Origin of the sequence: Janthinobacterium aquaticum, from assembly GCF_009208565.1 — a bacterium.
GTDB lineage: Bacteria > Pseudomonadota > Gammaproteobacteria > Burkholderiales > Burkholderiaceae_D > Janthinobacterium.
In genome coordinates, this window is record NZ_WFLK01000018.1 from 49362 (window position 1) to 70697 (window position 21336).

25 protein-coding genes and 1 tRNA gene are annotated in these 21336 nt (G+C 61.8%); 16 read left to right on the plus strand and 10 right to left on the minus strand.

Translation table 11 applies throughout. The features are described 5' to 3' along the window. Window positions 1–19 precede the first annotated feature (19 nt). The 4 genes from GCM43_RS23435 to GCM43_RS23450 form a co-directional block, all read right to left on the minus strand. The gene (locus tag GCM43_RS23435; protein ID WP_226929638.1) at window positions 20–2509 is read right to left on the minus strand and encodes a TonB-dependent receptor plug domain-containing protein; all 2490 of its coding nucleotides are present in this window, start codon (window positions 2507–2509) and stop codon (window positions 20–22) included. Between the two features lie 154 nt (window positions 2510–2663). Further along, the gene (locus GCM43_RS23440; RefSeq protein WP_152248313.1) at window positions 2664–3560 is read right to left on the minus strand and encodes an NAD(P)H-hydrate dehydratase; all 897 of its coding nucleotides are present in this window, start codon (window positions 3558–3560) and stop codon (window positions 2664–2666) included. 22 nt (window positions 3561–3582) lie between these two features. Further along, window positions 3583–4347: a histidine phosphatase family protein gene (locus tag GCM43_RS23445; RefSeq protein WP_152248314.1), complete on the minus strand. Its 765-nt coding sequence runs from the start codon at window positions 4345–4347 to the stop codon at window positions 3583–3585. A gap of 64 nt (window positions 4348–4411) precedes the next feature. Beyond that, entirely contained in the window at window positions 4412–5812 is a 1401-nt protein-coding gene (locus tag GCM43_RS23450) for an L-cystine transporter (protein ID WP_152248315.1), read from the minus strand. A gap of 230 nt (window positions 5813–6042) precedes the next feature. Here GCM43_RS23450 and GCM43_RS23455 point away from each other — a divergent pair, with 230 nt between their 5' ends. Genes GCM43_RS23455 through GCM43_RS23465 form a run of 3 tightly spaced genes read left to right on the plus strand, consistent with a single transcriptional unit; the run spans window position 6043 to window position 7465 of the window. Beyond that, entirely contained in the window at window positions 6043–6426 is a 384-nt protein-coding gene (locus tag GCM43_RS23455; protein ID WP_152248316.1) for a hypothetical protein, read from the plus strand. 29 nt (window positions 6427–6455) lie between these two features. Next, entirely contained in the window at window positions 6456–6920 is a 465-nt protein-coding gene (locus tag GCM43_RS23460) for a hypothetical protein (RefSeq protein WP_152248317.1), read from the plus strand. A gap of 14 nt (window positions 6921–6934) precedes the next feature. Further along, window positions 6935–7465 (plus strand): hypothetical protein, encoded by a 531-nt coding sequence (locus GCM43_RS23465; RefSeq protein ID WP_152248318.1) that lies wholly within the window; start codon window positions 6935–6937, stop codon window positions 7463–7465. Here GCM43_RS23465 and GCM43_RS23470 read toward each other — a convergent pair. Continuing rightward, window positions 7462–8055 (minus strand): IMPACT family protein, encoded by a 594-nt coding sequence (locus GCM43_RS23470; RefSeq protein ID WP_152248319.1) that lies wholly within the window; start codon window positions 8053–8055, stop codon window positions 7462–7464. The two genes, GCM43_RS23465 and GCM43_RS23470, sit on opposite strands and share 4 nt — an antisense overlap. 95 nt (window positions 8056–8150) lie before the next feature. Then, window positions 8151–8226, minus strand: a tRNA-Lys gene (locus GCM43_RS23475). A 170-nt stretch (window positions 8227–8396) separates the two neighbouring features. Here GCM43_RS23475 and GCM43_RS23480 point away from each other — a divergent pair. After that, window positions 8397–8852: a MarR family winged helix-turn-helix transcriptional regulator gene (locus tag GCM43_RS23480; protein WP_152248320.1), complete on the plus strand. Its 456-nt coding sequence runs from the start codon at window positions 8397–8399 to the stop codon at window positions 8850–8852. After that, window positions 8849–10339, plus strand: coding sequence for an MDR family MFS transporter (locus GCM43_RS23485; protein WP_226929639.1), 1491 nt, complete (start codon window positions 8849–8851; stop codon window positions 10337–10339). The genes GCM43_RS23480 and GCM43_RS23485 overlap by 4 nt, the downstream gene beginning before the upstream one ends. Here the strand turns inward: GCM43_RS23485 and GCM43_RS23490 are convergent. Beyond that, window positions 10333–11421 carry an NADH:flavin oxidoreductase/NADH oxidase gene (locus GCM43_RS23490; protein WP_152248321.1) on the minus strand — a complete coding sequence of 363 codons (1089 nt, stop codon included), beginning with the start codon at window positions 11419–11421 and terminating at the stop codon, window positions 10333–10335. The genes GCM43_RS23485 and GCM43_RS23490 overlap by 7 nt on opposite strands. Before the next feature lie 94 nt (window positions 11422–11515). Between GCM43_RS23490 and GCM43_RS23495 the strand changes: the two genes are divergently transcribed. From GCM43_RS23495 to GCM43_RS23505, 3 genes are all read left to right on the plus strand, one after another. After that, a complete protein-coding gene (locus tag GCM43_RS23495) occupies window positions 11516–11830 on the plus strand; it encodes an ArsR/SmtB family transcription factor (RefSeq protein WP_152248322.1) in 315 nt (104 codons plus the stop codon). A 54-nt stretch (window positions 11831–11884) separates the two neighbouring features. Beyond that, window positions 11885–13273 (plus strand): hypothetical protein, encoded by a 1389-nt coding sequence (locus GCM43_RS23500; RefSeq protein WP_152248323.1) that lies wholly within the window; start codon window positions 11885–11887, stop codon window positions 13271–13273. Between the two features lie 165 nt (window positions 13274–13438). After that, window positions 13439–14509 (plus strand): acyltransferase family protein, encoded by a 1071-nt coding sequence (locus GCM43_RS23505; protein WP_226929640.1) that lies wholly within the window; start codon window positions 13439–13441, stop codon window positions 14507–14509. A gap of 238 nt (window positions 14510–14747) precedes the next feature. On the opposite strand, the gene GCM43_RS23510 is transcribed toward GCM43_RS23505, so the two are convergent. Both GCM43_RS23510 and GCM43_RS23515 read right to left on the minus strand, forming a co-directional pair. Then, complete coding sequence (locus tag GCM43_RS23510) at window positions 14748–15062, minus strand: hypothetical protein (RefSeq protein ID WP_152248325.1); 315 nt, start codon at window positions 15060–15062, stop codon at window positions 14748–14750. A 298-nt stretch (window positions 15063–15360) separates the two neighbouring features. Next, window positions 15361–15807 (minus strand): helix-turn-helix domain-containing protein, encoded by a 447-nt coding sequence (locus GCM43_RS23515; RefSeq protein ID WP_152248326.1) that lies wholly within the window; start codon window positions 15805–15807, stop codon window positions 15361–15363. Between the two features lie 221 nt (window positions 15808–16028). Between GCM43_RS23515 and GCM43_RS23520 the strand changes: the two genes are divergently transcribed. After that, window positions 16029–16382, plus strand: coding sequence for a helix-turn-helix domain-containing protein (locus GCM43_RS23520; RefSeq protein WP_152248391.1), 354 nt, complete (start codon window positions 16029–16031; stop codon window positions 16380–16382). A 9-nt stretch (window positions 16383–16391) separates the two neighbouring features. Here the strand turns inward: GCM43_RS23520 and GCM43_RS23525 are convergent, their stop codons facing one another. Next, window positions 16392–16688 (minus strand): hypothetical protein, encoded by a 297-nt coding sequence (locus GCM43_RS23525; protein ID WP_152248327.1) that lies wholly within the window; start codon window positions 16686–16688, stop codon window positions 16392–16394. 189 nt (window positions 16689–16877) lie between these two features. Here GCM43_RS23525 and GCM43_RS23530 point away from each other — a divergent pair, with 189 nt between their 5' ends. The 7 genes from GCM43_RS23530 (at window position 16878) to GCM43_RS23560 (ending at window position 21327) form a co-directional block, all read left to right on the plus strand. Continuing rightward, on the plus strand, window positions 16878–17285 hold the full coding sequence (locus GCM43_RS23530; RefSeq protein ID WP_152248328.1) for a hypothetical protein: 408 nt from the start codon (window positions 16878–16880) through the stop codon (window positions 17283–17285). Beyond that, window positions 17282–19363 carry a Mu transposase C-terminal domain-containing protein gene (locus GCM43_RS23535; protein ID WP_152248329.1) on the plus strand — a complete coding sequence of 694 codons (2082 nt, stop codon included), beginning with the start codon at window positions 17282–17284 and terminating at the stop codon, window positions 19361–19363. Before GCM43_RS23530 ends, GCM43_RS23535 begins: the two co-directional genes overlap by 4 nt. Window positions 19364–19432: 69 nt before the next feature. Beyond that, on the plus strand, window positions 19433–20164 hold the full coding sequence (locus GCM43_RS23540; RefSeq protein ID WP_152248330.1) for an AAA family ATPase: 732 nt from the start codon (window positions 19433–19435) through the stop codon (window positions 20162–20164). Next, a complete protein-coding gene (locus GCM43_RS23545) occupies window positions 20165–20560 on the plus strand; it encodes a hypothetical protein (RefSeq protein ID WP_152248331.1) in 396 nt (131 codons plus the stop codon). It begins immediately after the preceding gene. Next, window positions 20553–20876 carry a hypothetical protein gene (locus GCM43_RS23550; RefSeq protein WP_152248332.1) on the plus strand — a complete coding sequence of 108 codons (324 nt, stop codon included), beginning with the start codon at window positions 20553–20555 and terminating at the stop codon, window positions 20874–20876. Before GCM43_RS23545 ends, GCM43_RS23550 begins: the two co-directional genes overlap by 8 nt. Beyond that, complete coding sequence (locus tag GCM43_RS23555; protein ID WP_152248333.1) at window positions 20873–21085, plus strand: hypothetical protein; 213 nt, start codon at window positions 20873–20875, stop codon at window positions 21083–21085. The genes GCM43_RS23550 and GCM43_RS23555 overlap by 4 nt, the downstream gene beginning before the upstream one ends. Then, entirely contained in the window at window positions 21082–21327 is a 246-nt protein-coding gene (locus tag GCM43_RS23560) for a hypothetical protein (RefSeq protein ID WP_152248334.1), read from the plus strand. The genes GCM43_RS23555 and GCM43_RS23560 overlap by 4 nt, the downstream gene beginning before the upstream one ends. The last annotated feature ends 9 nt before the right edge of the window (window positions 21328–21336 follow it).

Genomic DNA, 21336 nt, shown 5'->3' on the forward strand with positions numbered 1-21336 from the left:
TTTATATTGAAAACGGCAGTTAAAACGTGTAGTTGGCTCTGGCGTAAAAGTACGCGCCATTGACGCCGATCGGGTTGATGAAGTTGTAGGGCAGGGCGCCGCCATAGGTGGCGTTATTGGTTTCCCTCACGCGCTGCGGATAGCGGTCGAGGATATTGTTGCCGCCCACGCTCAAGGTCAGCTGCTTGCTCAGCTTGAGCTGGCCTTCCAGGTCGAGCGACCAGACGGCGCCGAAGCGCTGCGCGGGAATGCCGTCGATCAGCGGCGCCTCGCTGTCATACGAAAAGTCTTCCAGCTTGCCAAAGCGGGTAGCGCGCGCCTGCAGGCCCCATCCGGCCGCCTGCCAGTCGGCGCCCAGGATCAGCTTGCTGTCCGGTGACGCATGGCGGATGCGAAACAGGCTCGTTTCCGTCAGCAGCGTCAGATCCGGGTCGATGGCGGCCAGTGCGGCCGAACTCTGGCGTACCTTGTCCAGGCTGGTCTTGTTCAGGTTTAGCGCTGCATTCAGGTTCAGCTTGCCGCCAGACAGCGCCAGGTCGTGGTTCAGTACCACATCGAGGCCTTTGGTGCGCGTATCGAGCAGATTGGCCAGATACGCCACCGACTGGATATCGCTGCGGCCCTGCGCGGCCAGGTAGGCGGTGATGGCGTCGCTCTGCAGGTCGCTGGAACGGGTAATGCGGTCGCGGATGCGGATCACGTAGGCGTCCACCGTCAGGCTGGTGGCGTGCGCCGGTTTCCAGGCCAGGCCCAGCGACAGGTTGGTCGATTTTTCAGGCTTCAAGGCCTGGGCGCCAAAGCTGCGTGCCAGTGCATCGCTGGCCGGCAGCAGGGCGGCCGTTTGCAACGCCGTGCCGTCGGCATTGAAGTTCAGCGTGGCAAAGCGGAAACCCGTCTGTACCAGCGCCGGCGCGCGGAAACTGTTCGACAGCGAGCCGCGCAGCAAAAAGTCTTCAGTCAATTTGTAGCGCGTCGAGAGCTTGCCGGTGCTGGCGCTGGCAAAGTCGCTGTAGTCGGAATAGCGGGCGGCGGCGCCGAGCAGCCAGCGCGGCGTCAGGTCGCTTTCGGCGTCGAGATAGACCGAGCGGATCTGGCGGCTGCCGTCATAACGGTCGGACGGACGCAAGCCCGGGCCGGCCTGTGCGCCCGGTGGCGCGTCGGTAATGCTGCCGGCCGCGTACGATGCCGCGTCGCCCGGCGAGCTGGTATAGGTTTCACGCATCCATTCGGCACCGACGGCCAGGTTCAGCGGCGCCGGCAGGCCGATTTCCACGCTGCGCGTGGCGTCCAGGTTCAGCGCGTTCTGGCGGAAATCAAAGCTGGCCAGGTGAAAACTGGTCGGGCTGGCCGCGCCCAGCGAGGCGTTAACGGAGTCGCTGACGCCATAGTCGAAGCGGTCGCCGCCATGGCGCGCGCTGGCGTCCCAGTGCCAGGCACCGGCGTCGCCGCGCACGCCAGCCACCACGCTGACATCGCGCTTGTCGCCATGGGTGACGGGACGGTAGCCGTTCGGATACAGCGCCAGCACATTCGACGGGTCGCCCGGGTAGCGGAAGTAGGCGCTGCCGTCGGACTGGCGGTCATTGACGGTGGCAAACGAATACAGGTCCAGGCCGTTGCCAAGTGGCAGCAGCGCATTATAGAAAGCCGAGTTGTTGCGCTGGCGCGAGTCGCCCGACTTGAACAGCACCTTGCCGTCCAGTGCCTGGTCGGCCGGCGTAAAGTTGTAAGAAGTCCAGCCGGCGTCGCTGGGGCCGGCGCGCTCGGTCGGTGAGCGGCGCCGCGTTTCGGCGCCAAAGCGCAAGTAGCCGGCGTCGCCGAGCGGCACGCCGTAGTCGGCGCTGACGGTGCTGCTCTGGCCGTCCGTCAGCGTCTGGCCGGTCGGGTCGAAATGGGTATGGTTGGCGCCGTAGCTGGCCTGGGCCGAGCCGCCGGTACGCGCTTTTTTCAGCACGATATTGATCACGCCAGCCACCGCATCGCTGCCGTACTGGGCGCCGGCGCCGTCACGCAAAATCTCGATATGGTCGATGGCGTTCGGTGGAATGGCATTGATATCGACCGGCACCGTGCCAGCAAAGCTGCTTTCGGTATCGAGTACGGCGCTGGTGTGGCGGCGCTTGCCGTTGATCAGTATCAGTACCTGGTCCGGCGCCAAGCCGCGCAGCTGGATGCCGCGCACGGAGTCGGACGCACCGCTCGACTCGATGCGCGGGAAGTTGATCGACGGCGACAGGTTTTGCAGGGCCGCACCAACGTCGCCGCTCGACAGCGCATTTTGTACTTCGCGCGCGCCGAAACGGTCGATCGGCACGCTGCTGTCAAACACCGTGCGGTTGCGTGCGCGCGAACCGGTCACGGTAACCTGGTCGATGGCGGCAGCCGTTTCGCCGTCGGGGGCCTCGCTCTGTGACCACGCCGGGGCAGCGGCAGTCATGGCGCAGGCCAGCACGATGGCGCGCAGTGGCGTGGCGGGAAGATGGGATAAATAAAGTGGGCGCGCTTGCACGGTGGTGTCCTGTCAGCTTGGTATGTCAATGTGGAAACAATTGACAGGAGCTTAAGGGACAGTACGGCCGCGGCTAACGATTCTTTTCAGATATGCTTATGGCTGTTGTTTTCAGTGCTTTCGCCAGCTGGGATGACGGCATTATCTGGTCGCACTACATGGCTAAATTACGCAGCAACGCCGGTATCTCGGCCGGCAATTCGCGCGCCAGATAACCGAGGATGCCGAAGCGCAGCGCCAGCTGTTCGCCGGCCAGTGCATGGAGCGCGATGCCCCAGGCGCAGGCTTGTTCCAACGGTGCCCCGCGCGCCGCCAGCCCGGTGATAATGCCGGCCAGCGTGTCGCCGGAACCGGAAATGGCCAGCCCGACATTGCCGCCTTCATGCGACCAGGCTTGGTCGTCGGGGGTGGCGATCACCGTCAGCGCACCTTTCAGCGCCACCACGGCATTCCAGCGCTGCGCCGCTTCGATGGCCGCGCCGTGCGGATCGGCCACAATGGCTTCCTTGGATTGGCCAGTCAGGTGCGCCATTTCGCCCGCATGCGGGGTGATCAGCGGTGGCTGGGCAAAACGGAAACCGGGAGCGCTGGCCACCACGTTCATGGCGCAGGCGTCGATAATGATCTGGCTGCTTGAAAAGACCGGCAGCAGCGCCTGCATCAGTTCGCAACTGGCGTCGTCGTCGCGCATGCCCGGCCCCACCAGTACCGCATTGACCTTGCCGGCCAGCGGCGCCAGCCTGTCTTTTGCCTCAAGCCGGAAACCGCCCTGCGCGGTTTCTTCCAGGCCGATCACGCGCGCTTCGGGCATGGCTACGGCCACTTCCGGCGCCACGCTGGCGGCAGTGGCCAGCGTCAGCTTGCCGGCACCGGCGCGCAGGGCGGCGTTGGCGGCCAGCAAAATCGCACCCGGCATTTCACGCGAGCCGCCGACGATCAGCAGGTGGCCGCGCACTTCCTTGTCGCCTTCGGCGGTCGGCATCGGCAGCGGCCAGTCGCGCAGCATGGTGGCGGTGATGGGAATGGCGGCGTGGGCGGCGTGGGTGTTCATGGGGCACCTCCGGTGGACAGTCTCAGGATTTGGGTGCGGCCGGCATATCGGGCTGGTCGGTCACCGGCGTGCCCGATTCCTCCAGCGGTGCAACAAAGTTGCACAGGTCGAGCTGCAGCTTGCCGTGCTTGCCCAGCGCCTGGTTGAAGGCATACGAAGTGACGCCGCAGTTGGGCACATCGGCCGCGCGGTCGATGGCCAGGATGGCGTCTTCGTCGCAGCGTTCAAGCAGATAGCGGAAGCAGTTGACGATCACCTGATGGCCGACGATCAGCACCCGTTCGCCGCGGTATTCGCGGGTGACGGTGTCCAATACGCTGCGCAGGCGCAGGATGACATCGCACCAGCTTTCGCCACCCGGTGGACGGAAATAGAACTTGCCCACATGGCGGCGCTGCTCGTGCAGTTCCGGGTATTTGCTGGCGATGCCGTGCACGGTCAGGCGGTCGAGGATGCCAAATTCTTTTTCGCGCAGGCGCTCGTCGGCCACCACCGACACCAGCGTGTCGCGGTCAAGCTTCGCCAGGATGGCCTGCGCCGTTTCGCGCGCGCGCACGTAGGGCGAATACAGCACCACGGTGGGGCGTTGTTCAGGGGGGAGTTCGGCGAACCAGCCGGCCAGCGCCTGCGCCTGGCGTTCGCCCAGGGAGGACAGCGGCACGTCGACATCGCGCTCGGCAATGTCGATCAGCAACTGTTTTTCTGCTTCGGCGGTATCGCGCGCCACATTGCCGGCGCTCTGGCCATGACGCACGATCCAGATTTGCTGCGGCCACTTCTGTTCCATTGCCTGCCTCTTCCGTCGATATTAGCTTCGTGCCAATATAGACGAAAGAGACAAGGCGTGTCGCTCAGATGGCGTGCTCGACCTCGTCGAGGTCGGCTTCGGTTTCGCTGTTGTACACGGCCAGGTCGGTTTGCCCCATCACGCGACTGGTGACGGTGCCGGCCGTGATCGAGCCGCTGACGTTCAAGGCCGTGCGGCCCATGTCGATCAATGGCTCGACCGAGATCAACAGGCCCGCCAGCGCGACCGGCAGGTCCATCGCCGACAGCACGATCAGCGCGGCAAAGGTGGCGCCGCCGCCCACGCCGGCCACGCCGATCGAGCCGATGGTGATAATGGCCAGCAGCGGCAGCAGGAAGCTCGCGGTAAATGGATCAACGCCGACGGTCGGCGCAATCATCACCGCCAGCATGGCCGGATAGATGCCGGCGCAGCCGTTCTGGCCGATGGTCGAGCCGAACGAGGCGGCAAAGTTGGCGATGCCCTCGGGCGTGCCCAGGCGCTTCGTCTGGGTCTGTACGCTCATCGGAATCGAGCCGGCGCTGGTGCGCGATGTAAAGGCAAAGGCCAGCACCGGAAAGACCTTTTTCACGAAGCGCACCGGATTTAAGCCGCTGCCCGAAATGATCATCAGGTGCACCACAAACATCAGGAACAGCGCCGAGTACGACGCCACCACGAAGTTGGCCAGTTTCAGGATATCGGCCGCGCTCGAGGTCGACACCACCTCGAACATCAGCGCAAACACGCCATACGGCGTCAGGCGCAGCACCAGCGTGACCATGCGCATGACGATGGCGTGCGCGACCTTCATGAAGTGCTCGAACGAGGCGAAGATTTCAGGCTTCTTGGCAGCAATGCCGGTGGCTGAAATACCGATAAAGATCGAGAACACCACCACCGCAATGGTCGAGGTCTTGCGCGCGCCGGTCATGTCGAGGAAGGGGTTGGACGGCACAAAGCTGATCAGCAGCTTCGGCAGCGACAGCGCCTTGGCCGTTTCCAGCGAGCCTTGCAGCTGCACGCCGCGCGCCACTTCGGCTGCGGACGAGGTCAGCCCGACGGCGGTCAGCCCGAACAGCTTGGCCATCAGGATGCCGATGGCAGCGGCCACGGTGGTGGTAATGAGCAGGATGCCGATGGTCAGCGCACTGATCTTGCCCAGCGAACTGGCGTCCTTGAGCTTGAGGATGGCTGAAATGATCGACACCATAATGAGCGGCATAATGATCATCTGCAGCAGTTTTACATAGCCGCTGCCGACGATGGCCAGGTATTCATTGGTGCCGGTGACGGCGGCCGAATCGCCGCCGTAGATGGCCTGCGCGGCCGCGCCGAGCAGCACGCCCAGGCCCAGGCCGGTAAACACGCGCACGGTAAAGCTCGCGTGGCGGCTTTGCTGGCGGAACATGAAGCCGAACACAAGCAGTGCGACGATCAGGTTGAGGATGATGGTAATGGCCATGGTAGCGTTATCCTGGTTTTCTTGATGTTATTGGTGTTGTCGGTGACATGGCATTCTAGCGAACAATGCCAGAGCTGGCCCGGAAGCTGGCATGGAAAGGGCCGCTACTCTACCGTAATATGGGGCGTGCTGTTCCGATTGGCAGCGAATATTACGCTATATAAATATGTCGGGTTGTTATAAGAGCGCTTGCCGATTGTAGAATGCGTGTTTCTCAATAGAAGGTGCGCATGGATCATCGTTCAAAGGGACAACTGTTTGAAGCCGTGATTGCCGCCGGCCCGGCCACGCTGGTCGTGCTTGGCGGCTACCCGGTGCTGCTGTATAACCTGGTGCGCACCTGGAATGAGGCACCTGGCGCCAATGCGCTGGCGGCGCTGTTGCTGACCGGCGCCCTGTGGACGCTGCTGGAATTCTGGCGCATTGCGCTCGCTACCGTGGCGCGTAAAGGTTACGCTTTAAACTGGCGCTTCTGGTTGGCCGTGGTAGCGTATTTTGCCGCCGGCGTGCGGTTTTTGCCTGATATGATGGCCGGCATGGCGCTGTTGCTGATGGTGTTGCCGGGCATGGCCTGGCTGCACTTCATTATGCTGCAGGTCAAAAGGCCAAAGTAGGCGGCCCCGATTAATTTCTGAGGAATGTAATGAAAGCTTTATTTGTACTGCTGTTCGTATCGGGCGCTGCACTGGCTGACGACGCCGCCATGCTGCAATGCCGTGGCATTGCCGACGTACCGGCCCGTGTCAAATGCTATGACGCCATTCCACTGGGCGCCAGCGCCGCTGTTGCTCCGGTTGCTGCCGCAGCGCCAACGCCGCAGCAGCGCGAGCAGGCGTTCGGCATGGCCACCATTGCCGCGCCCAAGGCGGTCGAGGCGGAAAAGTCCAATTCGATCAGCAGCACCATCGTCGGCAAGTTCGACGGCTGGAGTGGCAATGAACTGGTGAAACTGGCCAATGGCCAGACCTGGCGCATTGTCGACGGCAGTTCGGCCGTGCTGTCGCCGATGAACAATCCGAAAGTGACCATCGAGCGCAACTTTATCGGTACCTACTTTCTGAAGATCGAAGGCACCAACAATTCGCCGAAAGTGCGGCGGGTGCAGTAAGGCTGGCAATGGCCATGCAGACGCAGATCGCCAGGACGCTGGCCTCGCTTGCCGAGCTGGTCCATGCACTGGACCGGCTCGAACCCAATTATCTGACCAAGCGTTTCGACCAGGCCGCCACCGCCCGCGACATGCATGAAGTGATCCTGGAGTTCAGCTACGCCGCCAATTCCAAGACGCTGCGCGATACCGGGGACGAGCGCGTGCGCGCGCTGCTGAACGATATCTTGCCGTTGACAGCGACGCTCAGGGCTTTTTTTACCATCAATTTGTGGCCGGCCTCGACCGCGCAAATGCAGAGCTGGAAGCACGCCTTGTCAAAGGCGCCCAGTGGCAAATATGCGTTCCGCGATGACGGCTCGATCAGGATCAGCCTGCTGGACGCCGAGTTGCACGGTTCGAGCCTGTCGGTACGGCGCATCTGGAGTCATGTCAGCGATTTTTCAGGTTCTCAGACCGCGGTCGACCTCAAGCTGGACCCGGAGCAGATTGCCGAATTCAAGGCCAGGCTGGCCAGTTTGCGCGATTTTCCCTTGCCGCTCTAGTCCTGCTCGTCGAGCCAGGCGATGCGTCCGTTGCCAGCCTCATGCAGGTGCGCCAGCAGGGCGCTGGCTGCGCCTTCGGCCAGGCTGAAATCGAACAGCACGGCGTCGCTGTGCGCCACTGCCAGCAAAGTGGCGCCAGCCGCGTCGAGTTCGCGCCGCAGCATGCCCTCCATCGCATACGGCACGGTACAGCGAAGCTGCCGCTGGCGCACGATGGCGGTTTTTTCGGCCTGCAGCAGCGCCTGCGCCACGCTGTCGGTATAAGCGCGCACCAGGCCGCCCGCGCCCAGTTTCACGCCGCCAAAATAACGCACCACCGTGGCCAGCACGCCTTCCAGATCCTGGTGGCGCAGCACATCGAGCATGGGCCGCCCGGCCGTGCCGCTCGGCTCGCCGTCGTCGACCGCCGCCGACTGCCCGCCGGCCAGCAGCGCCCAGCACACATGGCAGGCGCCCGGATGCTGTTGCTTCAGGCCGTAGACGATCTGCTGCGCCGCAGCGCGGTCCGTCATCGGCTGCACGCAACCGATAAAGCGGCTTTTCTTGATGATCAGTTCACTGTGGACGGGGGCGGCGATGGTGTACGGCATGGCAGGCAGCAGCAGGGGAAAGCCGCATGATAGAGGAAAGCTGCGGCACAAAGCAAAAACGCCAACCGGTGAAGGTTGGCGTTTCTGATGAATCTTGGTAGGCCGTGCGGGATTCGAACCTGCGACCAACGGATTAAAAGTCCGCTGCTCTACCAGCTGAGCTAACGACCCAAGGGCAGCAATTATAAGGAGCAAGGCAGAGTTTGGCAAGCGCTTTCATTGCCGCTTGTTATCACAACAGCACAGGCAGGCGTGATGGCCGGATCCGTATCAAAGAAAGCACGAATTTGCCGATTGCGCTAATATGAATAGGTAGCCTACCTATTTATTTGCGAGTCACCATGTCTTCATCCCAACCCGTCCCCATACCCGAACGCGCGCTGGCGCTGTCTGACGATTTGCGCCTGGCCTTCAAACGCCTGATACGCTCGATGCAGCGCGATGGCGGCGAGATGGAAGCGCATGTGTCGCTGATGCAGTATATGTTGCTGGCGCTGATCCAGGAGCAGCCCGGCATCGGCGTGGCCGCGCTGGCACGCTTGCAAAATGTGCGCGGCCCGACTGTCAGCGCGCAGGTCAAGTCGCTCGAAGAGGCCGGCCTGGTCGAGCGCGTGCCTGATGCGCAGGACCGGCGCCGCTCAGGCCTGCAGCTGTCCGGCGCCGGTGCGCAGGCACTCGACACCTTGCGCGCACGCCGGCGCGACGTGATGGCGCGCCGCATTGCGCGCCTGACACCCGAACAGATGGACGCGCTGGCCGCGGCCATGCAACCTCTGATGGAGCTGGGACAGCCATGAACGCAGCAAACACACCGCAACCGGCGGCAGCGCCGATCAGCGAGCGCGAAGTCAATGCCATCTACCTGGGCCTGATGGCCGTGCTGGGCCTGGGCGCACTTGACCAGAGCATCGTCGCCACCGCCTTGCCGCGCATCGTGGCCGACCTGGGCGGCATGGCGCATCTGTCGTGGGTGGTGACCGCCTATGTGCTGGCGTCGACCGCCACCATGCCGCTGTACGGCAAGCTGGCCGACCAGTATGGCCGGCGTCCGATGATCTTTACCGCGCTGCTCACTTTCCTGCTGGGATCGGTGCTGTGCGGGCTGGCGCAGAACATGACCGAGCTGATCATCTTTCGCGCCATCCAGGGACTGGGGGCGGGCGGCTTTATGCCGCTGGCGCAGATCATTATCGGCGACATCGTGCCGCCGGCCGAACGCGGCAAGCGCCAGGGCATGGTGCCGATCGTGTTTGCCGTGACCAGCGTGCTGGGGCCGGTGCTGGGCGGGGTGATTACCGATGCGCTGTCGTGGCACTGGATTTTCTATGTCAATTTGCCGGTGGGGGCGGTGGCGTTTTTCATTATTGCCCGCGCCATGCGCAAGCCGGTGCGCATGCAGGCGCACAAGATCGACTATCTGGGTTCGGTTCTGCTGACAGGCTGCATTACCGCTGCGCTGCTGGTGCTGGCGCTGGGCGGCACCGAATGGCCATGGGACGGCATGGCCATCAAGGTCAGCGGCGCGCTGGCCGTGCTGCTGTTGATTGCCTTGCTGTGGCATGTGCGCCGCGTCGATGAACCGGTCATGCCGCCGGACCTGTTCCTGAACCGCACCTTCAATATCGCCAGCCTGGTGATGGCGATGACCTTTATGGGCCTGATGGGCGCCAGCGTATTTTTCCCGCTGTTTTTCCAGCTGGTGATGGGCGCGACGCCGGCCGAGTCGGGCATCATGACGGTGGCCATGATGGTCGGGCTGGTGGCATCGTCGATGTATAACGGGCGCGTGCTGTCGCGCTCGGGAAAATACAAGATGGTGCAGGTGGCGGGGCTGGCCGTGGCCGTGCTGGCGTTTGCCGTGCTGGCCTGGGCCATGGAGACGGCCAAAGGCTACTCGGTGATCGAGCCGGCCATCTTCTTCCTGGGAATGGGGCTGGGCCTGGTGATGCCGAACATGACGATCGCCGTACAGAACGCCTTGCCGCTGTCGCGCCGTGGCGTGGGCACGGCCATGCTGGCGTTTTTCCGCTCGCTCGGTGGCCTGCTGGGTGTGACCGCTTCAGGGGCGATCCTGGCGCACCAGCTGCACGGGCAGGGTGTGGCGGCGGCAGCGATGGCCCATGAGCTGGCCTCGCCGCAGGTGGTGGCGCTGTACCGCCACGCGATTGCCAGCGTGTTTGGCGCTGGCGCCGTGCTGCTGCTGTTCGGCCTGATTGCCTTGCTGTTCCTGCCGGAACTGCCGCTGGAAGGGCATCCGGCGAACAGCAACAAGCCTGATCAGTAGCGTTCGAGCCAGTGTGCGTAAGGTGCTGGCAGGGTCCACGAAGCGCGGTCCACCTTCAGTTCCCTGGCTGCAAAGTAGGCCCAGTGCGGATTGGCCAGGTGCGCCTTGCCGACCATCACCACGTCCAGTTGCTCATCCTTGACGACGCGCTCGGCGATCTCCGGCGTGCCGAAGCCCCAGGCCGACGAGACCGGCACATGTGCTTCCTTGCGCACGCGCTCGGCAATCGGGCCCATGAAGGCCGGACCCCATGGAATCGATACGTCAGGAATGGTAAAACCCATGCTGACGCTGATCATGTCCATGCCGGCGTCCTTGAACTGGCGCACCAGGCCGATCGATTCGAGCAGCGTTTCTTCGTCGCGGCCATCAAACTCGATCACGCCAAAACGCAGCGTCAGCGGCAGGTGTTCCGGCCATACTTCACGCACCGCTTTCAGTGTTTCGAGCAGGAAGCGGGCGCGGTTTTCCAGGCTGCCGCCATAAATATCGTCGCGCTGGTTGCTGTGCGCCGAGAAGAAGCTCTGCGCCAGGTAGCCGTGGGCAAAATGCAGTTCCAGCCATTCAAAGCCCACTTCACGGGCGCGCACGGCGGCGTCGACAAAGTCCTGGCGCACGCGGGCGATATCGTCGAGCGTCATGGCGCGCGGCACCTTGGAGAGGCCGCCGCCGAAGGCGATTGCCGACGGTGCAATGGTTTGCCAGCCGCGTGCATCACCCTCGGCAATATGGTCGTCGCCTTCCCATGGACGGTTGGCGCTGGCCTTGCGACCGGCATGCGCGATCTGGATGCCAGGCACCGAGCCGGCATCCTTGATGGCTTTGACCACCGGCACGAAAGCCTGCGCCAGGTCGTCATTCCAGATGCCGGTGCAGCCCGGCGTAATGCGCCCTTCCGGCGAGACGGCCGTCGCTTCGACAATCACCAGGCCGGCACCGCCGCGCGCCATGCCGGCGTAATGCGACAAATGCCAGTCGTTGGCGCGGCCTTCGACGGCCATGTACTGACACATCGGCGGCACGGCGATACGGTTGCGCAGAGTGATTTCTTTAAGCTTGAAGGGCTGGAATAATGCGGACATGGTGGCCTTTGAAAAATAGGGTGGTGGAAGGTTCTTAATTTCGTAAATTATCGAACTACGGAATGAGTATAGCCGATCGTGTATGATTCTGCTGATGCGTCCCTACAAACATCCCCCTGCCAGCGAATTCGTGCTCGAACGCGTGCTCCATGCGCTGAGCGACACGATACGCCTCGATATCGTGCGCCACCTGGCTGGCGTGCCGGCCGCCAGCTGCGGCGAGCTCGACGGCGGCCGGCCCAAGTCCACCGTGTCGCACCACTTCAAGGTGCTGCGCGAGTCGGGCCTGGTCTGCACCGAAAACAATGGCACCACGCATATGAACACGCTGCGCCGCAGCGATATCGACAGCCGCTTTCCAGGCCTGCTCGAAGCCATCCTGCGCCAGCCGGGCGCTGGCAATGGCTGAGTTGCCATAGAATCTGCGCGATTGCTGCCACTGCAGCGCAACGCCCCTTCCGTCATGCCCGTATCTGCCTGCATCCGCCTGGTTATTGCGTCGCTGCTGGCGGCCTGCTCACCCTATACCGAGCCGCCCGAAGGCCCTTACGCCGGCGTACTCAAGCGCGGCGAAAGTGTGACGCTGGCCGAGCCGGACGGCCCATTTACGGCGCTGTCGATTCTGTACCGCCAGGGCGGCGGCTACCTGACATCAACCGAGATCAGCTCGAAGCGCCTGCTGTACCGCGACCGTGTCCTGCTGGACAAGGCTGAAACCATGGCGCGCTGGCCCGATATCGCGCAGCCCGTGTATTTTGCGTCGGTGGTGGACAACACCGATACCGTCGTCAAGCTCGTCTATGAAAAAAACGGTGCGCCCGTGCTGGGCAAGCTCAATACCGGTGCGGACTATCGCGCCACCCGGCGCTATCCGTTCGGCTTTCCGATGGCGCCCGGCCTGCTGTATTTTCCCGGCCAGTTGTGGCCGGGCTTCCTGCTGCGCGCGCAGCCGCAGGCGGTGGTGCAAAGCATGCTGCCCGATCCGCTGGCCGGACCGTACAGCCTGCATGCAAACACGCTGGCCAGCATCTCGCCCGATGGCGCTGCCTATGCACTGGTCAACAGCGAGTACGCGCCGTCGGGGGTGATGGTGGTGGACGCGCAGGGCAGCCATCGCGATGCCATCGGGCTGCCGGTCACCTATCTGGCTGATCTGGAAGACTCCCGCGATGAGACGGCCAACCCGTACCAGCGCCTGTGGGACTGGGCAGGCAAGGCGCTGTCCTGGCGCCGCAATGCAGTGGGGCGGTGGGAAGTCCAGCCGGTGTTTGCCGATGCGGCGCCGGAGTTAAACAATCCGGTGGAGGAACTGTTCCTCGATGAGCAGCGGGGCTACCGCCTCTGCTTTGCCCCCGACAACGCCGCTTGTTTGCCGGGCTGGCGCAAGGCGGCCAGCAGCGAAGTGCAGCAGGCTTTTTCAGCAGACTACGCGCCGCCGTTTGCCTATGCGCCAGTGGCACCCGCGCAGGCTTTTGGCGCACCGGTATCGCTGCTGCTGTTTGCCCGTATGGGCTTGGGCGGCACCGGCTATACGCTGCAGCTGGATGGCGAGCCCGGCGCCGTGGCGGTGCAGTTGACAGCGCGTCTTGCGCAGCGCGGGATAGCCTATGTGCGTACCGATCAATGTCCGCGCCGCACCGATACTATCGACAAGTGCAAGGCGCTGCTGGTGCAGCAATTCAGCCGGCCCGAATCACAGGCGCGCGAGCTCGAACAACTGATCAGCAGCATGGAAGGCCAGCCGGGCGTGCTGTTTATCCTGTCGCACACGGCGTTTGTCGTGCGACCGGGAGAGCAGGGTGGCAGCCTGCTGCAGACCTTGTTGCGGGCCGATTTTTCACGTCAGGATTGATTGCTTTCAGGCTATAGGACGCCAGCCATGGCCCAGCTCGGCTATGATGTCGGCCTGTTGAAAAACGTGGTCGCGCGCAAGTGATGTGAGCGCTACGGCAAGGAAAGGTTGGCGGCAGTGGCAGTAAAGAATCATGCGGACCCAAACCATCGTCCGCAGTTTGGCTTGATCAATTTGTTGAAGGCAGGCGCGGCGCAACTGATCGTGCTGCATCATCTGGCGTTTTACGGCCCGATGTCCGACTATGTGCAGCCGATGTGGCCGGCGCTGCTCGGCTGGCTGGGCGACAGCGCGCGCATTGCCGTGCAGGTGTTTCTGGTGATCGGCGGTTTTCTGGCGGCCAAGTCGTTGTCGCCGGACGGCGCACGGCCTTTGGGTGTCATGCCGGGCCTGGCCATTGGCCGCCGCTACGCCAAGCTGGCGCCACCGTTTATTGCCGCCACGCTGCTGGCCGTGCTGGCCAATCTGCTGGCCGGCCTGGCAATGGAGCACGACTCGATTTCCGCCCCGGCCGGTATCGGCCAGCTGCTCGCGCACGGTCTCTTGCTGCACGGCGTGCTCGGCTACGAATCGCTGTCGGCCGGCGCCTGGTATGTGGCCATCGACTTCCAGCTGTATGCCGCCAGCGTGCTGATCGTCTGGTCGGCAGGGCGTCTGGCCGGCGCGCGCCAGCAGGCCATGCTGCTGCCGCTGCTGGCCGCCGCCGGTATGACGCTGTCGCTGTTTTATTTCAACCTCGACAGCAGTTGGGATAACTGGGCGCCGTATTTCTTCGGCAGCTACGGCCTGGGCATGCTGGCCTGGTGGGCCAGCGACCCGCGCCGCCAAAGCAGCGCCGTCAGCGCGCTGGTGCTGCTGATGCTGGTGCCGGCCACGCTGGCGCTGTCGATGGAGTTCCGCAGCCGCATCGCCCTGGCGCTGGCCACCGCCTGTGTGCTGTGCCTGTGCGGCCGCAGCGCAATCGGCCAGCACGGCCGCACCTGGTCCGCCGTGCATGCGCTGGGACGCATCTCGTATGGCGTCTTCCTGATTCACTTTCCGGTCTGCCTGCTGGTCAATGCGGTCTTTGTGCGCTATGCGCCGCTCGAACCCGAGTGGCAGGCGCTGGGCATGCTGTGCGCCTGGACGGCCAGCCTGGCAGCCGGCGCCGCCTTCCACCGCTGGGTCGAAGTGCCGCTGGGCCGGGCAGTGCGCTTTACCATGGCGCATCTGGTGATGCGTCCGGTGTTGCAATAACGCTGCGCGCAAGCTCCTTTTGCTAGGTCGGATTGGCGGCAAGGCCGCGTAATCCGACAACATGATTGGCGTCAGCGGTATTGTCCCACCCCCGGATTTGCTTTTGGGTGGGGGGCGACTTGACGTTATTCAAGCACCAGCGTACGCCCCTGCGCGCTCTTGCGCACCACGCGAAAAACGGCGTCCTGTGGAGGGACAATAGATATGGCACAGGTGGGCAGTCCTGGGTTTAGCCGGGTTATTCCGCGTCGGCCCTGCAAGAATGCGGGTTTGCGGCGAGTGTCAGGATAAAAACCGATATGGCACAGTTTCGCCGGAAAATCGTGAAAATGCCGTGAAATTTGGCACAGAAAGAAATCAAGGCCAGGACAAGCATTGCTGACGGTTCATCCTGGGCCGCGCCGTCATTCGCTGGCGTCCAGTCGTTTGGCGCAAGGCGCCCGGAAACGCCGTCAATGTAGTCCATCAGGGGCTTGAGCAGGTCGTTTGGGTCTGCTGGGGCTGACCAGGCCGCCGCCATAGCGATGACCCACTGATATTGTTCGAAAGACATACCATATTCTATATGGTAATGTTTCCTCCCGTTATTACCCCACCAGCCTACTACCAATAATGCCGCACTTTCCTTGTCAAAGTGCGACGTGCAAGTGCGACGTCCGAAAACTTTCACAATTACTGTAAGTCATTGATATCACTCTTAAAACCTTGAAAATGAATTCTGAGGGGGATTGTGTAAGTGCGACAGCATACCCATCACCAGCAGTGCGGATCTTGCGGACCGGTTTGATGCGTTACAGGCCATGCCGGTAACGTGCCACAACGGAGCCGTGCTTCCTACTGACGCCTGACACTCAGGCCGCGTTCCCCATTTTGCCTTTGCCTATGCCATCCGTCGTGATCATCTCCTGATCGAGAAGGTAGTTGTAGAACTGAATAGCCTTGGTTGCGGTCTGCTTCGGCGTCTCTCCTGGCGCAGCGACCTGCATCATGCCAACAAATGCCGCTATCAGAGCATCCTCATTGATTTTTGCTCTCGGCAAAGGTTGAGATGGTTCATGCGCTGCTGTAGGCGTCGTTAGCAACATTTCTCCAACGCCGGTCAGAAGCCAGTTGACGTTAATTCCCATTCGGGAAAGTGCCGCTAATGCATCTGAGCCAGGCTCCCGATGTCCCCCCTCGTATTTCTGAATTGTCGACTTAGGAATACCCGTCTGTTTGGCGAACAGTTCTTGGTTAAACCCCATATGTTTTCGTACCGAGGAAAACCTACCGGCAAGAGTGTTCAAGTCATCAAGCATGGGTTCGCACTTCCAAGGCTGAAGTGCGAAATTTAAGTGCGAATTGAAAGCCTTGTTCGCACTTAGCGTAAGTGATTGAAATCATTAGATAAACCTAAATAAAAGTCGAAGTTGCAGCCTCTGCGAAGTGCGAACAAGAAAATACTTCCCTATCGGGAGTTGACATGCTTCCCAATCGGGAATATCCTGATGTTTTACACCGCAACAGAGAGAGGCAAAACATGACTATTCACGCTCCAAAAAAAACCAGTCAAGAGGACTGGCACCCCGAAGACATCAAGGCGGCACTACATAAGCGCGGCACCACGCTATCACGCATTGCACTTGATGCGGGCTTGACCAGTTCGTCCAGCCTGTCGGCGTGCCTGGTACGCCCGATGCCTGCCAACGAAAAGCGCATTGCCGCTGCCTTGGGCCTGCAACCAGCCGCGATCTGGCCAACCCGCTACAACGCTGACGGTACACCAAAGCTGCGCGGCATCCGCGCGATCTGCTGCTCGGCAGATGAAATGCGCAAACGTTCTGCCGCAGGGAAGCCGGTCCTGCACAACGCGCGCCAGGCAATGGCCGCTTGAACATGACGACTACACCGTGCCTGGCCGCGCAACAGTTGCGGGCCGAACGCGAGTTAGCTCGTCGCGGTCGATGCACTGTGCAATCAGATCAATGTGTTCTGCCGAATCTCGTATCCCTCGCCGATCACAGTCATCAGCCTGCGCTTGCAGATGATGAGTCAGTCGACTGGTTTGAAGGACGCCAGATTCAATCAAGGCCTTTGCCAAGCCAATGAACGCCGATTCTAACGCATAGAGCCTTGTTTCCTCGTCAAAGCCCAAGTCGTCATCGGAATGATCAGGCGGCGGCAAATGAGAGTTCGGCATGTATTGCTCCTTGTTTATTGAGGGGTGTTTTAGAGCCTTCATTGTTGAATATCCGCGCCGGAACCACCAGCGGCGCGATTGGATGATGTGTTTTTAGGGATATCCAAAATGACTACACGAATTGGACGACGCACTTTGCGCCGCGCCAGCAGTATCGGCGAGGCTACCCAGCTCTGCCTGGAGTTCGCCATGAAGAAGCACAACCGGGGCGCGAAGCGTATTGCAGACCTGATGGGTGCGAAGCTGGACACCTTATATAAGTGGCTCGGCGAAGCCCGGATGCCGATCAATATGGTTGCTCCTTTTGAGGCCGCTTGCGGGGTGACGTATGTCACTGAATACCTTTGCGCTCAGGCTCATCTGCTGGCAGTTGAGATGCCATCCGGTCGCAAATTGACGCAGACCGACGTAATGCAGCTCCAAAAGCATTTCTCGGAGACAACTAGCATGTTGATCGACTTCAACGCCCACGGTACGGACGGTGAAGAAACCACGGCAGCACTTACGGTGTTGATGGGCGAAATTGGCTGGCACCGGGCCAATGTGGAGCGCTGCACCCAGCCCGACCTGCCGCTTTTCGGAGGTGAGGCCGAATGAACCACGTGTCCACAAGCGCACTCGCTGAAATAGCTACCGCGTTGGGTATTGGCAAACGTGGTGTCGAATTACGGGCGGCTCGTGAATCCTGGATTTTTGACGAGGTAACAGTAAAAGGGGGCAAGAAACGCTTCTACCCGCTGTGTAGCTTGCCGACGGATGTAGCGAATGCCGTGCATATCCATGCGATGGGCAGCGTCAAACTGGCGCCGCCAGCCGAAAAATCGTCGGTACCTGCGCCGCGCGCGTCAGCCGTCGCCATCGACCCGCATAGCTTGACCACGCACCAGCTGGAGGTTGAGCGCGCCCGTGATCGCATTTTCCAGTTTGTCGACGGCTATCAGGGATCGACTAAGGCGGCACTTGCATGGCTGAACGACGCCAAGGCAGCCGGTACCTTGACCGGGCCTATGCTGTGGGCTTATGAGCGCGCCTGGGACAAGCCACGCGCCGCCAACAAGTTGAGTGCCAAGACCTATTACAACTGGGTAGCTGAGAAGAAGGAGCGTGGCCGCGCTACGCCACTGAAAATTCAAAAGGACATGAGTGTCAAGCCGTGGCACGCCTTGGCCGTGGCTCTCAAGCAGCGACCGCAGGGATCGATGCTGGTCTGGATTGCCGAGGAGATCGCACGCCAGTGGAATCCTGCCTGGGGAACTGACGTACCGACCAAGCGCGCAGTGGGCTACTTCCTGAATGAGAAATTCAGCGCCTTGGAGCTGCTCAAGGGACGCCACAACGGGTCCGCTTTGCGCGCCCATATGCACTACACGAACCGCACCAGCGCCGGCATGCGGCCGTGGGATGAAATCCACGCTGACGGCTGGAATACCCACTTTACGGCGCCACACAAGGTAACCGGGGAATTCGTCACCTATGAGGTGTGGCATGCGCATGACGTAGCTACTCGCTTTGTACCGCCGTTCGGCCTGGGCTACACGGAGAATTTTGACGTGATCGCCGCCTGCATCGAAAACACGGTGCGGTGCTACGGCGTGCCAGTGATTCTGCAGACGGACAGCACGGCCATCGTGAAGAAAAGCGAACGGCTTAAGACGAACCCGGCCACCTCCCTGGCCGACCGCGCCGGCTTCACGATTGTCCACCCGCAGGAAGTCGGCAACAGCCAGGCCAACGGCATCGCCGAGAACTTCAATAAGTACCTGGACCGCTGCAGCCGGGAACTGGCGACCTACCAGGCCAAGGACATGGACAGCCTCGCGTTAAAGCGTGTCAAAAAACTGACGGGAAAAATGGTGGCAGCAGCCGGACGCGGCGAGACGGCGGAATACGCCAAGTTGAAGCTGGAGACGGAGCGCATGGGCAAGGGCCGCGTGTTTGGCAGCTATGCCGAGGCGGTCGAATGGCTGGATGAAAAGCGCATGGCATTCAACAACCGGCCGCACACCAGCCTGCCGAAGATGCGCGACCCTGGCACGGGAAAAATGCGCCACCAAAGCCCGGCCGAGGCGCTGGCCGCTCATCGTGCCGAGGGCTGGAAGCCGGTGATGGTCGACGAGGCGCACTTAGTCGACATGTTCTGGCAGCACGTACAAAAGAAAGTGGTGCGCCAGCGCGTCAGCCCCTACGGAAAGATGGTTTTCCACGACAAGGTGCTGGCCGACTGGGAAGGCAAGCAGGTCGTGGTCGCATTCAGCGACAGGGACGATACGCGGGTATGGGTCAAGACCCTGGATGGCGAAATCATCTGCGAAGCCCAGCGCACCTACGAAAGCGCTTATCGCTCACAAACCGCCTTTGAAGCCGGCGAAGAGAAGCGCGCGCTGCAGGTTATCAAGCGCCTGGAGAAGAAAGCCGAAGCGGTTCGCACTCGCATTGGCGGCTTGGTCATCGAGAACGAAGGCGCCCTGGTCGACGAACCACGCATGAAGTCGATAGCCGATTTTGTCGACGTCGAGGCGCGCCCGGTAGCACCGGCCATGTTGACTGCGGCCGACTTCATGCCGGCAGCTGCAGCAACGCAAGAGCGCGTGTGGAGCCGTGAGGAGACAAACAGGTGGTTACACGGGGAGACAGAGGAAGAAGGCAAGGCGGGGAAAGAAAGTGCTGCCGCGTAGTTACAGCTACGCGGCAGCGGCAAAGCAACAACATAGAACTACGACTCATTACAACCAGAAGGATGATACATGAAACGCCATTACGTTAAAACCGCCAACCATCAACGCTTTGCAGCCGGTATTTCTGCCGTCGAAAACCGGGGCAGCCCGGAGGCGTGCATCCTGCTGCTGACCGGCGCGCCAGGCACTGGCAAAAGTACCACGGTGGACAACTGGGCTGCCGCCCGTGATGCCATCTACCTGGAAGGCATGCCCGGCATGAGCATCACATTCGTGCGCGACTACTTGGCCGACCAGACCGGCGTGCCGGCCGGTGCCAAGTTCGCCGAATACAAGGCCATGGTTGCCCACTTCAAACGCACTGGCCAGCCGATCATCCTAGATGAAGCCCAGCACGGGCTGGCGAACAAGGCCGAGTGCATTGAGTATCTGCGCCGCATCGCTGAGCAAGCCGGCGTGATCCTGGTGCTGGTGTGCCACACCAGTGAGCGGTTCCGTTTTGCCGAAGACCGTCTGGCACACATCGCCACGCGCATATCGGATGCACCCGTGCTGCTGCCGGCCAGCATGGACGACTGCGCTGCTTACCTGACTGAGCTGTGCGAGGTGACGGTGGACGAGGCTGTCGTCAAACAGGTCTTTGAACAGTCGCGTGGCCGCTACCGCTTGATGGCCAACGCCGGTCGCACGCTGGAACTGATCGGGGCGAAGCTGAGTAAGACCAGCCTGGCCGGTACCGATGTGAAGGGTATCAGCCTGTGCGAAGACGCCATGAAAGCCCTGAAAAAGGGAGTCCAATAAATGACGATGATCAATCCGCCAGATGTCGCATCAGTGCCGCTCAACAGGCGCAAACGCACGGCCTCATGTGGATTGCGTCAGCGCGCTTGGTGGGTGATCCGTCGCCGCGAAGTGTTCACCCTGGCCGATCTGCTGGACGTGGTGGCGAACGGCAGCGAAAGGGATGCCAAGAGCAACTTGCGCAAGTGGTTAAAAGCGCTGGCAGGCTGCGGCATCCTCAACGTTGACAAGAAGCTGGTGCCCGGCGTCGCTCTTACCAGCCCAGGATTCCTGCGTTACAGGCTCGTTATCAATAACGGGCGCCTGGCGCCAGTGTGGCGCGCAGCGACCAACGAGGTCTATGACCCGAACAAGAGGACGTGCTACCCGATTGTGAAGGAAATCAGCGATGCGTAACCCTCGCATCCTCGCGCTTGCGCAAGCGGCGGCCGACGCCACCACCATCGCGGCGGCGGCCGCCGCGATGGGAATCTCTCGCCCTTACTTGTCGCGTTATCTGAACGACGACCTGGAGGGCGTCGACCAGATCGAGGCAAAAATCACTCTGTATTACGACCGACGCCTTTGCCCTCACACGGGGCAGGAGATCACCCCGGACGTATGTCAGCGCAAAGCGCTGGCGCCGGAGCCATTTGGCGGCGGCGCGCGACTGGCGCAATGGACCACCTGTCAAACCTGCAGTCATAAACCAATGAAGGAGATCGCAAGATGAAATTCCTGTTGCATAAAATCCGCGTGGCCGTCGTCAAGATGCGCCTGGCCATGATCGACAGCCGTCAGCGCCGCACGGTTGCTGAGATGACGTTTGCCGTCGACTGCCGTATGCATGCACAGCGCCAGTTCGCAGCACGCAGCCAATACAACGCCCGCTGCAAGCGCGCATTGTTGGAAAAGCTCGATGCACTGCAGGGTGGCCAATGATGAATGCCGAGCGCAAAGCGGCCGCGCAAGCAGTCAACATCAGGCAGTCGGACAAGCCCCCTGTCATGCCGGCTTGCAAGAACTGCCAGCACCACGCCTATGAGGCAGGTGATCGCATGGGCGCCAAGGGCGAGTACATCGAAAAGACCGGCCGGCGCTGCGTCCAGCTGCTGATCCGCGTCACCACCCGTCTTGTATGCGATCTGCATGCCTTCAAGCATGCCGACCGCCGTGACGTCTAACCAGGAGAG

What these genes read in the sequence shown, in the direction of transcription:
- GCM43_RS23440 (WP_152248313.1), bottom strand. Translation starts at nt 3,560, where the DNA reads ATGAACACCCACGCCGCCCACGCCGCCATTCCCATCACCGCCACCATG.
- GCM43_RS23445 (WP_152248314.1), bottom strand. Translation starts at nt 4,347, where the DNA reads ATGGAACAGAAGTGGCCGCAGCAAATCTGGATCGTGCGTCATGGCCAG.
- GCM43_RS23450 (WP_152248315.1), bottom strand. Translation starts at nt 5,812, where the DNA reads ATGGCCATTACCATCATCCTCAACCTGATCGTCGCACTGCTTGTGTTC.
- GCM43_RS23455 (WP_152248316.1), top strand. Translation starts at nt 6,043, where the DNA reads ATGGATCATCGTTCAAAGGGACAACTGTTTGAAGCCGTGATTGCCGCC.
- GCM43_RS23460 (WP_152248317.1), top strand. Translation starts at nt 6,456, where the DNA reads ATGAAAGCTTTATTTGTACTGCTGTTCGTATCGGGCGCTGCACTGGCT.
- GCM43_RS23465 (WP_152248318.1), top strand. Translation starts at nt 6,935, where the DNA reads ATGCAGACGCAGATCGCCAGGACGCTGGCCTCGCTTGCCGAGCTGGTC.
- GCM43_RS23470 (WP_152248319.1), bottom strand. Translation starts at nt 8,055, where the DNA reads ATGCCGTACACCATCGCCGCCCCCGTCCACAGTGAACTGATCATCAAG.
- GCM43_RS23480 (WP_152248320.1), top strand. Translation starts at nt 8,397, where the DNA reads ATGTCTTCATCCCAACCCGTCCCCATACCCGAACGCGCGCTGGCGCTG.
- GCM43_RS23485 (WP_226929639.1), top strand. Translation starts at nt 8,849, where the DNA reads ATGAACGCAGCAAACACACCGCAACCGGCGGCAGCGCCGATCAGCGAG.
- GCM43_RS23490 (WP_152248321.1), bottom strand. Translation starts at nt 11,421, where the DNA reads ATGTCCGCATTATTCCAGCCCTTCAAGCTTAAAGAAATCACTCTGCGC.
- GCM43_RS23495 (WP_152248322.1), top strand. Translation starts at nt 11,516, where the DNA reads ATGCGTCCCTACAAACATCCCCCTGCCAGCGAATTCGTGCTCGAACGC.
- GCM43_RS23500 (WP_152248323.1), top strand. Translation starts at nt 11,885, where the DNA reads ATGCCCGTATCTGCCTGCATCCGCCTGGTTATTGCGTCGCTGCTGGCG.
- GCM43_RS23510 (WP_152248325.1), bottom strand. Translation starts at nt 15,062, where the DNA reads ATGTCTTTCGAACAATATCAGTGGGTCATCGCTATGGCGGCGGCCTGG.
- GCM43_RS23515 (WP_152248326.1), bottom strand. Translation starts at nt 15,807, where the DNA reads ATGCTTGATGACTTGAACACTCTTGCCGGTAGGTTTTCCTCGGTACGA.
- GCM43_RS23520 (WP_152248391.1), top strand. Translation starts at nt 16,029, where the DNA reads ATGACTATTCACGCTCCAAAAAAAACCAGTCAAGAGGACTGGCACCCC.
- GCM43_RS23525 (WP_152248327.1), bottom strand. Translation starts at nt 16,688, where the DNA reads ATGCCGAACTCTCATTTGCCGCCGCCTGATCATTCCGATGACGACTTG.
- GCM43_RS23530 (WP_152248328.1), top strand. Translation starts at nt 16,878, where the DNA reads ATGAAGAAGCACAACCGGGGCGCGAAGCGTATTGCAGACCTGATGGGT.
- GCM43_RS23535 (WP_152248329.1), top strand. Translation starts at nt 17,282, where the DNA reads ATGAACCACGTGTCCACAAGCGCACTCGCTGAAATAGCTACCGCGTTG.
- GCM43_RS23540 (WP_152248330.1), top strand. Translation starts at nt 19,433, where the DNA reads ATGAAACGCCATTACGTTAAAACCGCCAACCATCAACGCTTTGCAGCC.
- GCM43_RS23545 (WP_152248331.1), top strand. Translation starts at nt 20,165, where the DNA reads ATGACGATGATCAATCCGCCAGATGTCGCATCAGTGCCGCTCAACAGG.
- GCM43_RS23550 (WP_152248332.1), top strand. Translation starts at nt 20,553, where the DNA reads ATGCGTAACCCTCGCATCCTCGCGCTTGCGCAAGCGGCGGCCGACGCC.
- GCM43_RS23555 (WP_152248333.1), top strand. Translation starts at nt 20,873, where the DNA reads ATGAAATTCCTGTTGCATAAAATCCGCGTGGCCGTCGTCAAGATGCGC.
- GCM43_RS23560 (WP_152248334.1), top strand. Translation starts at nt 21,082, where the DNA reads ATGATGAATGCCGAGCGCAAAGCGGCCGCGCAAGCAGTCAACATCAGG.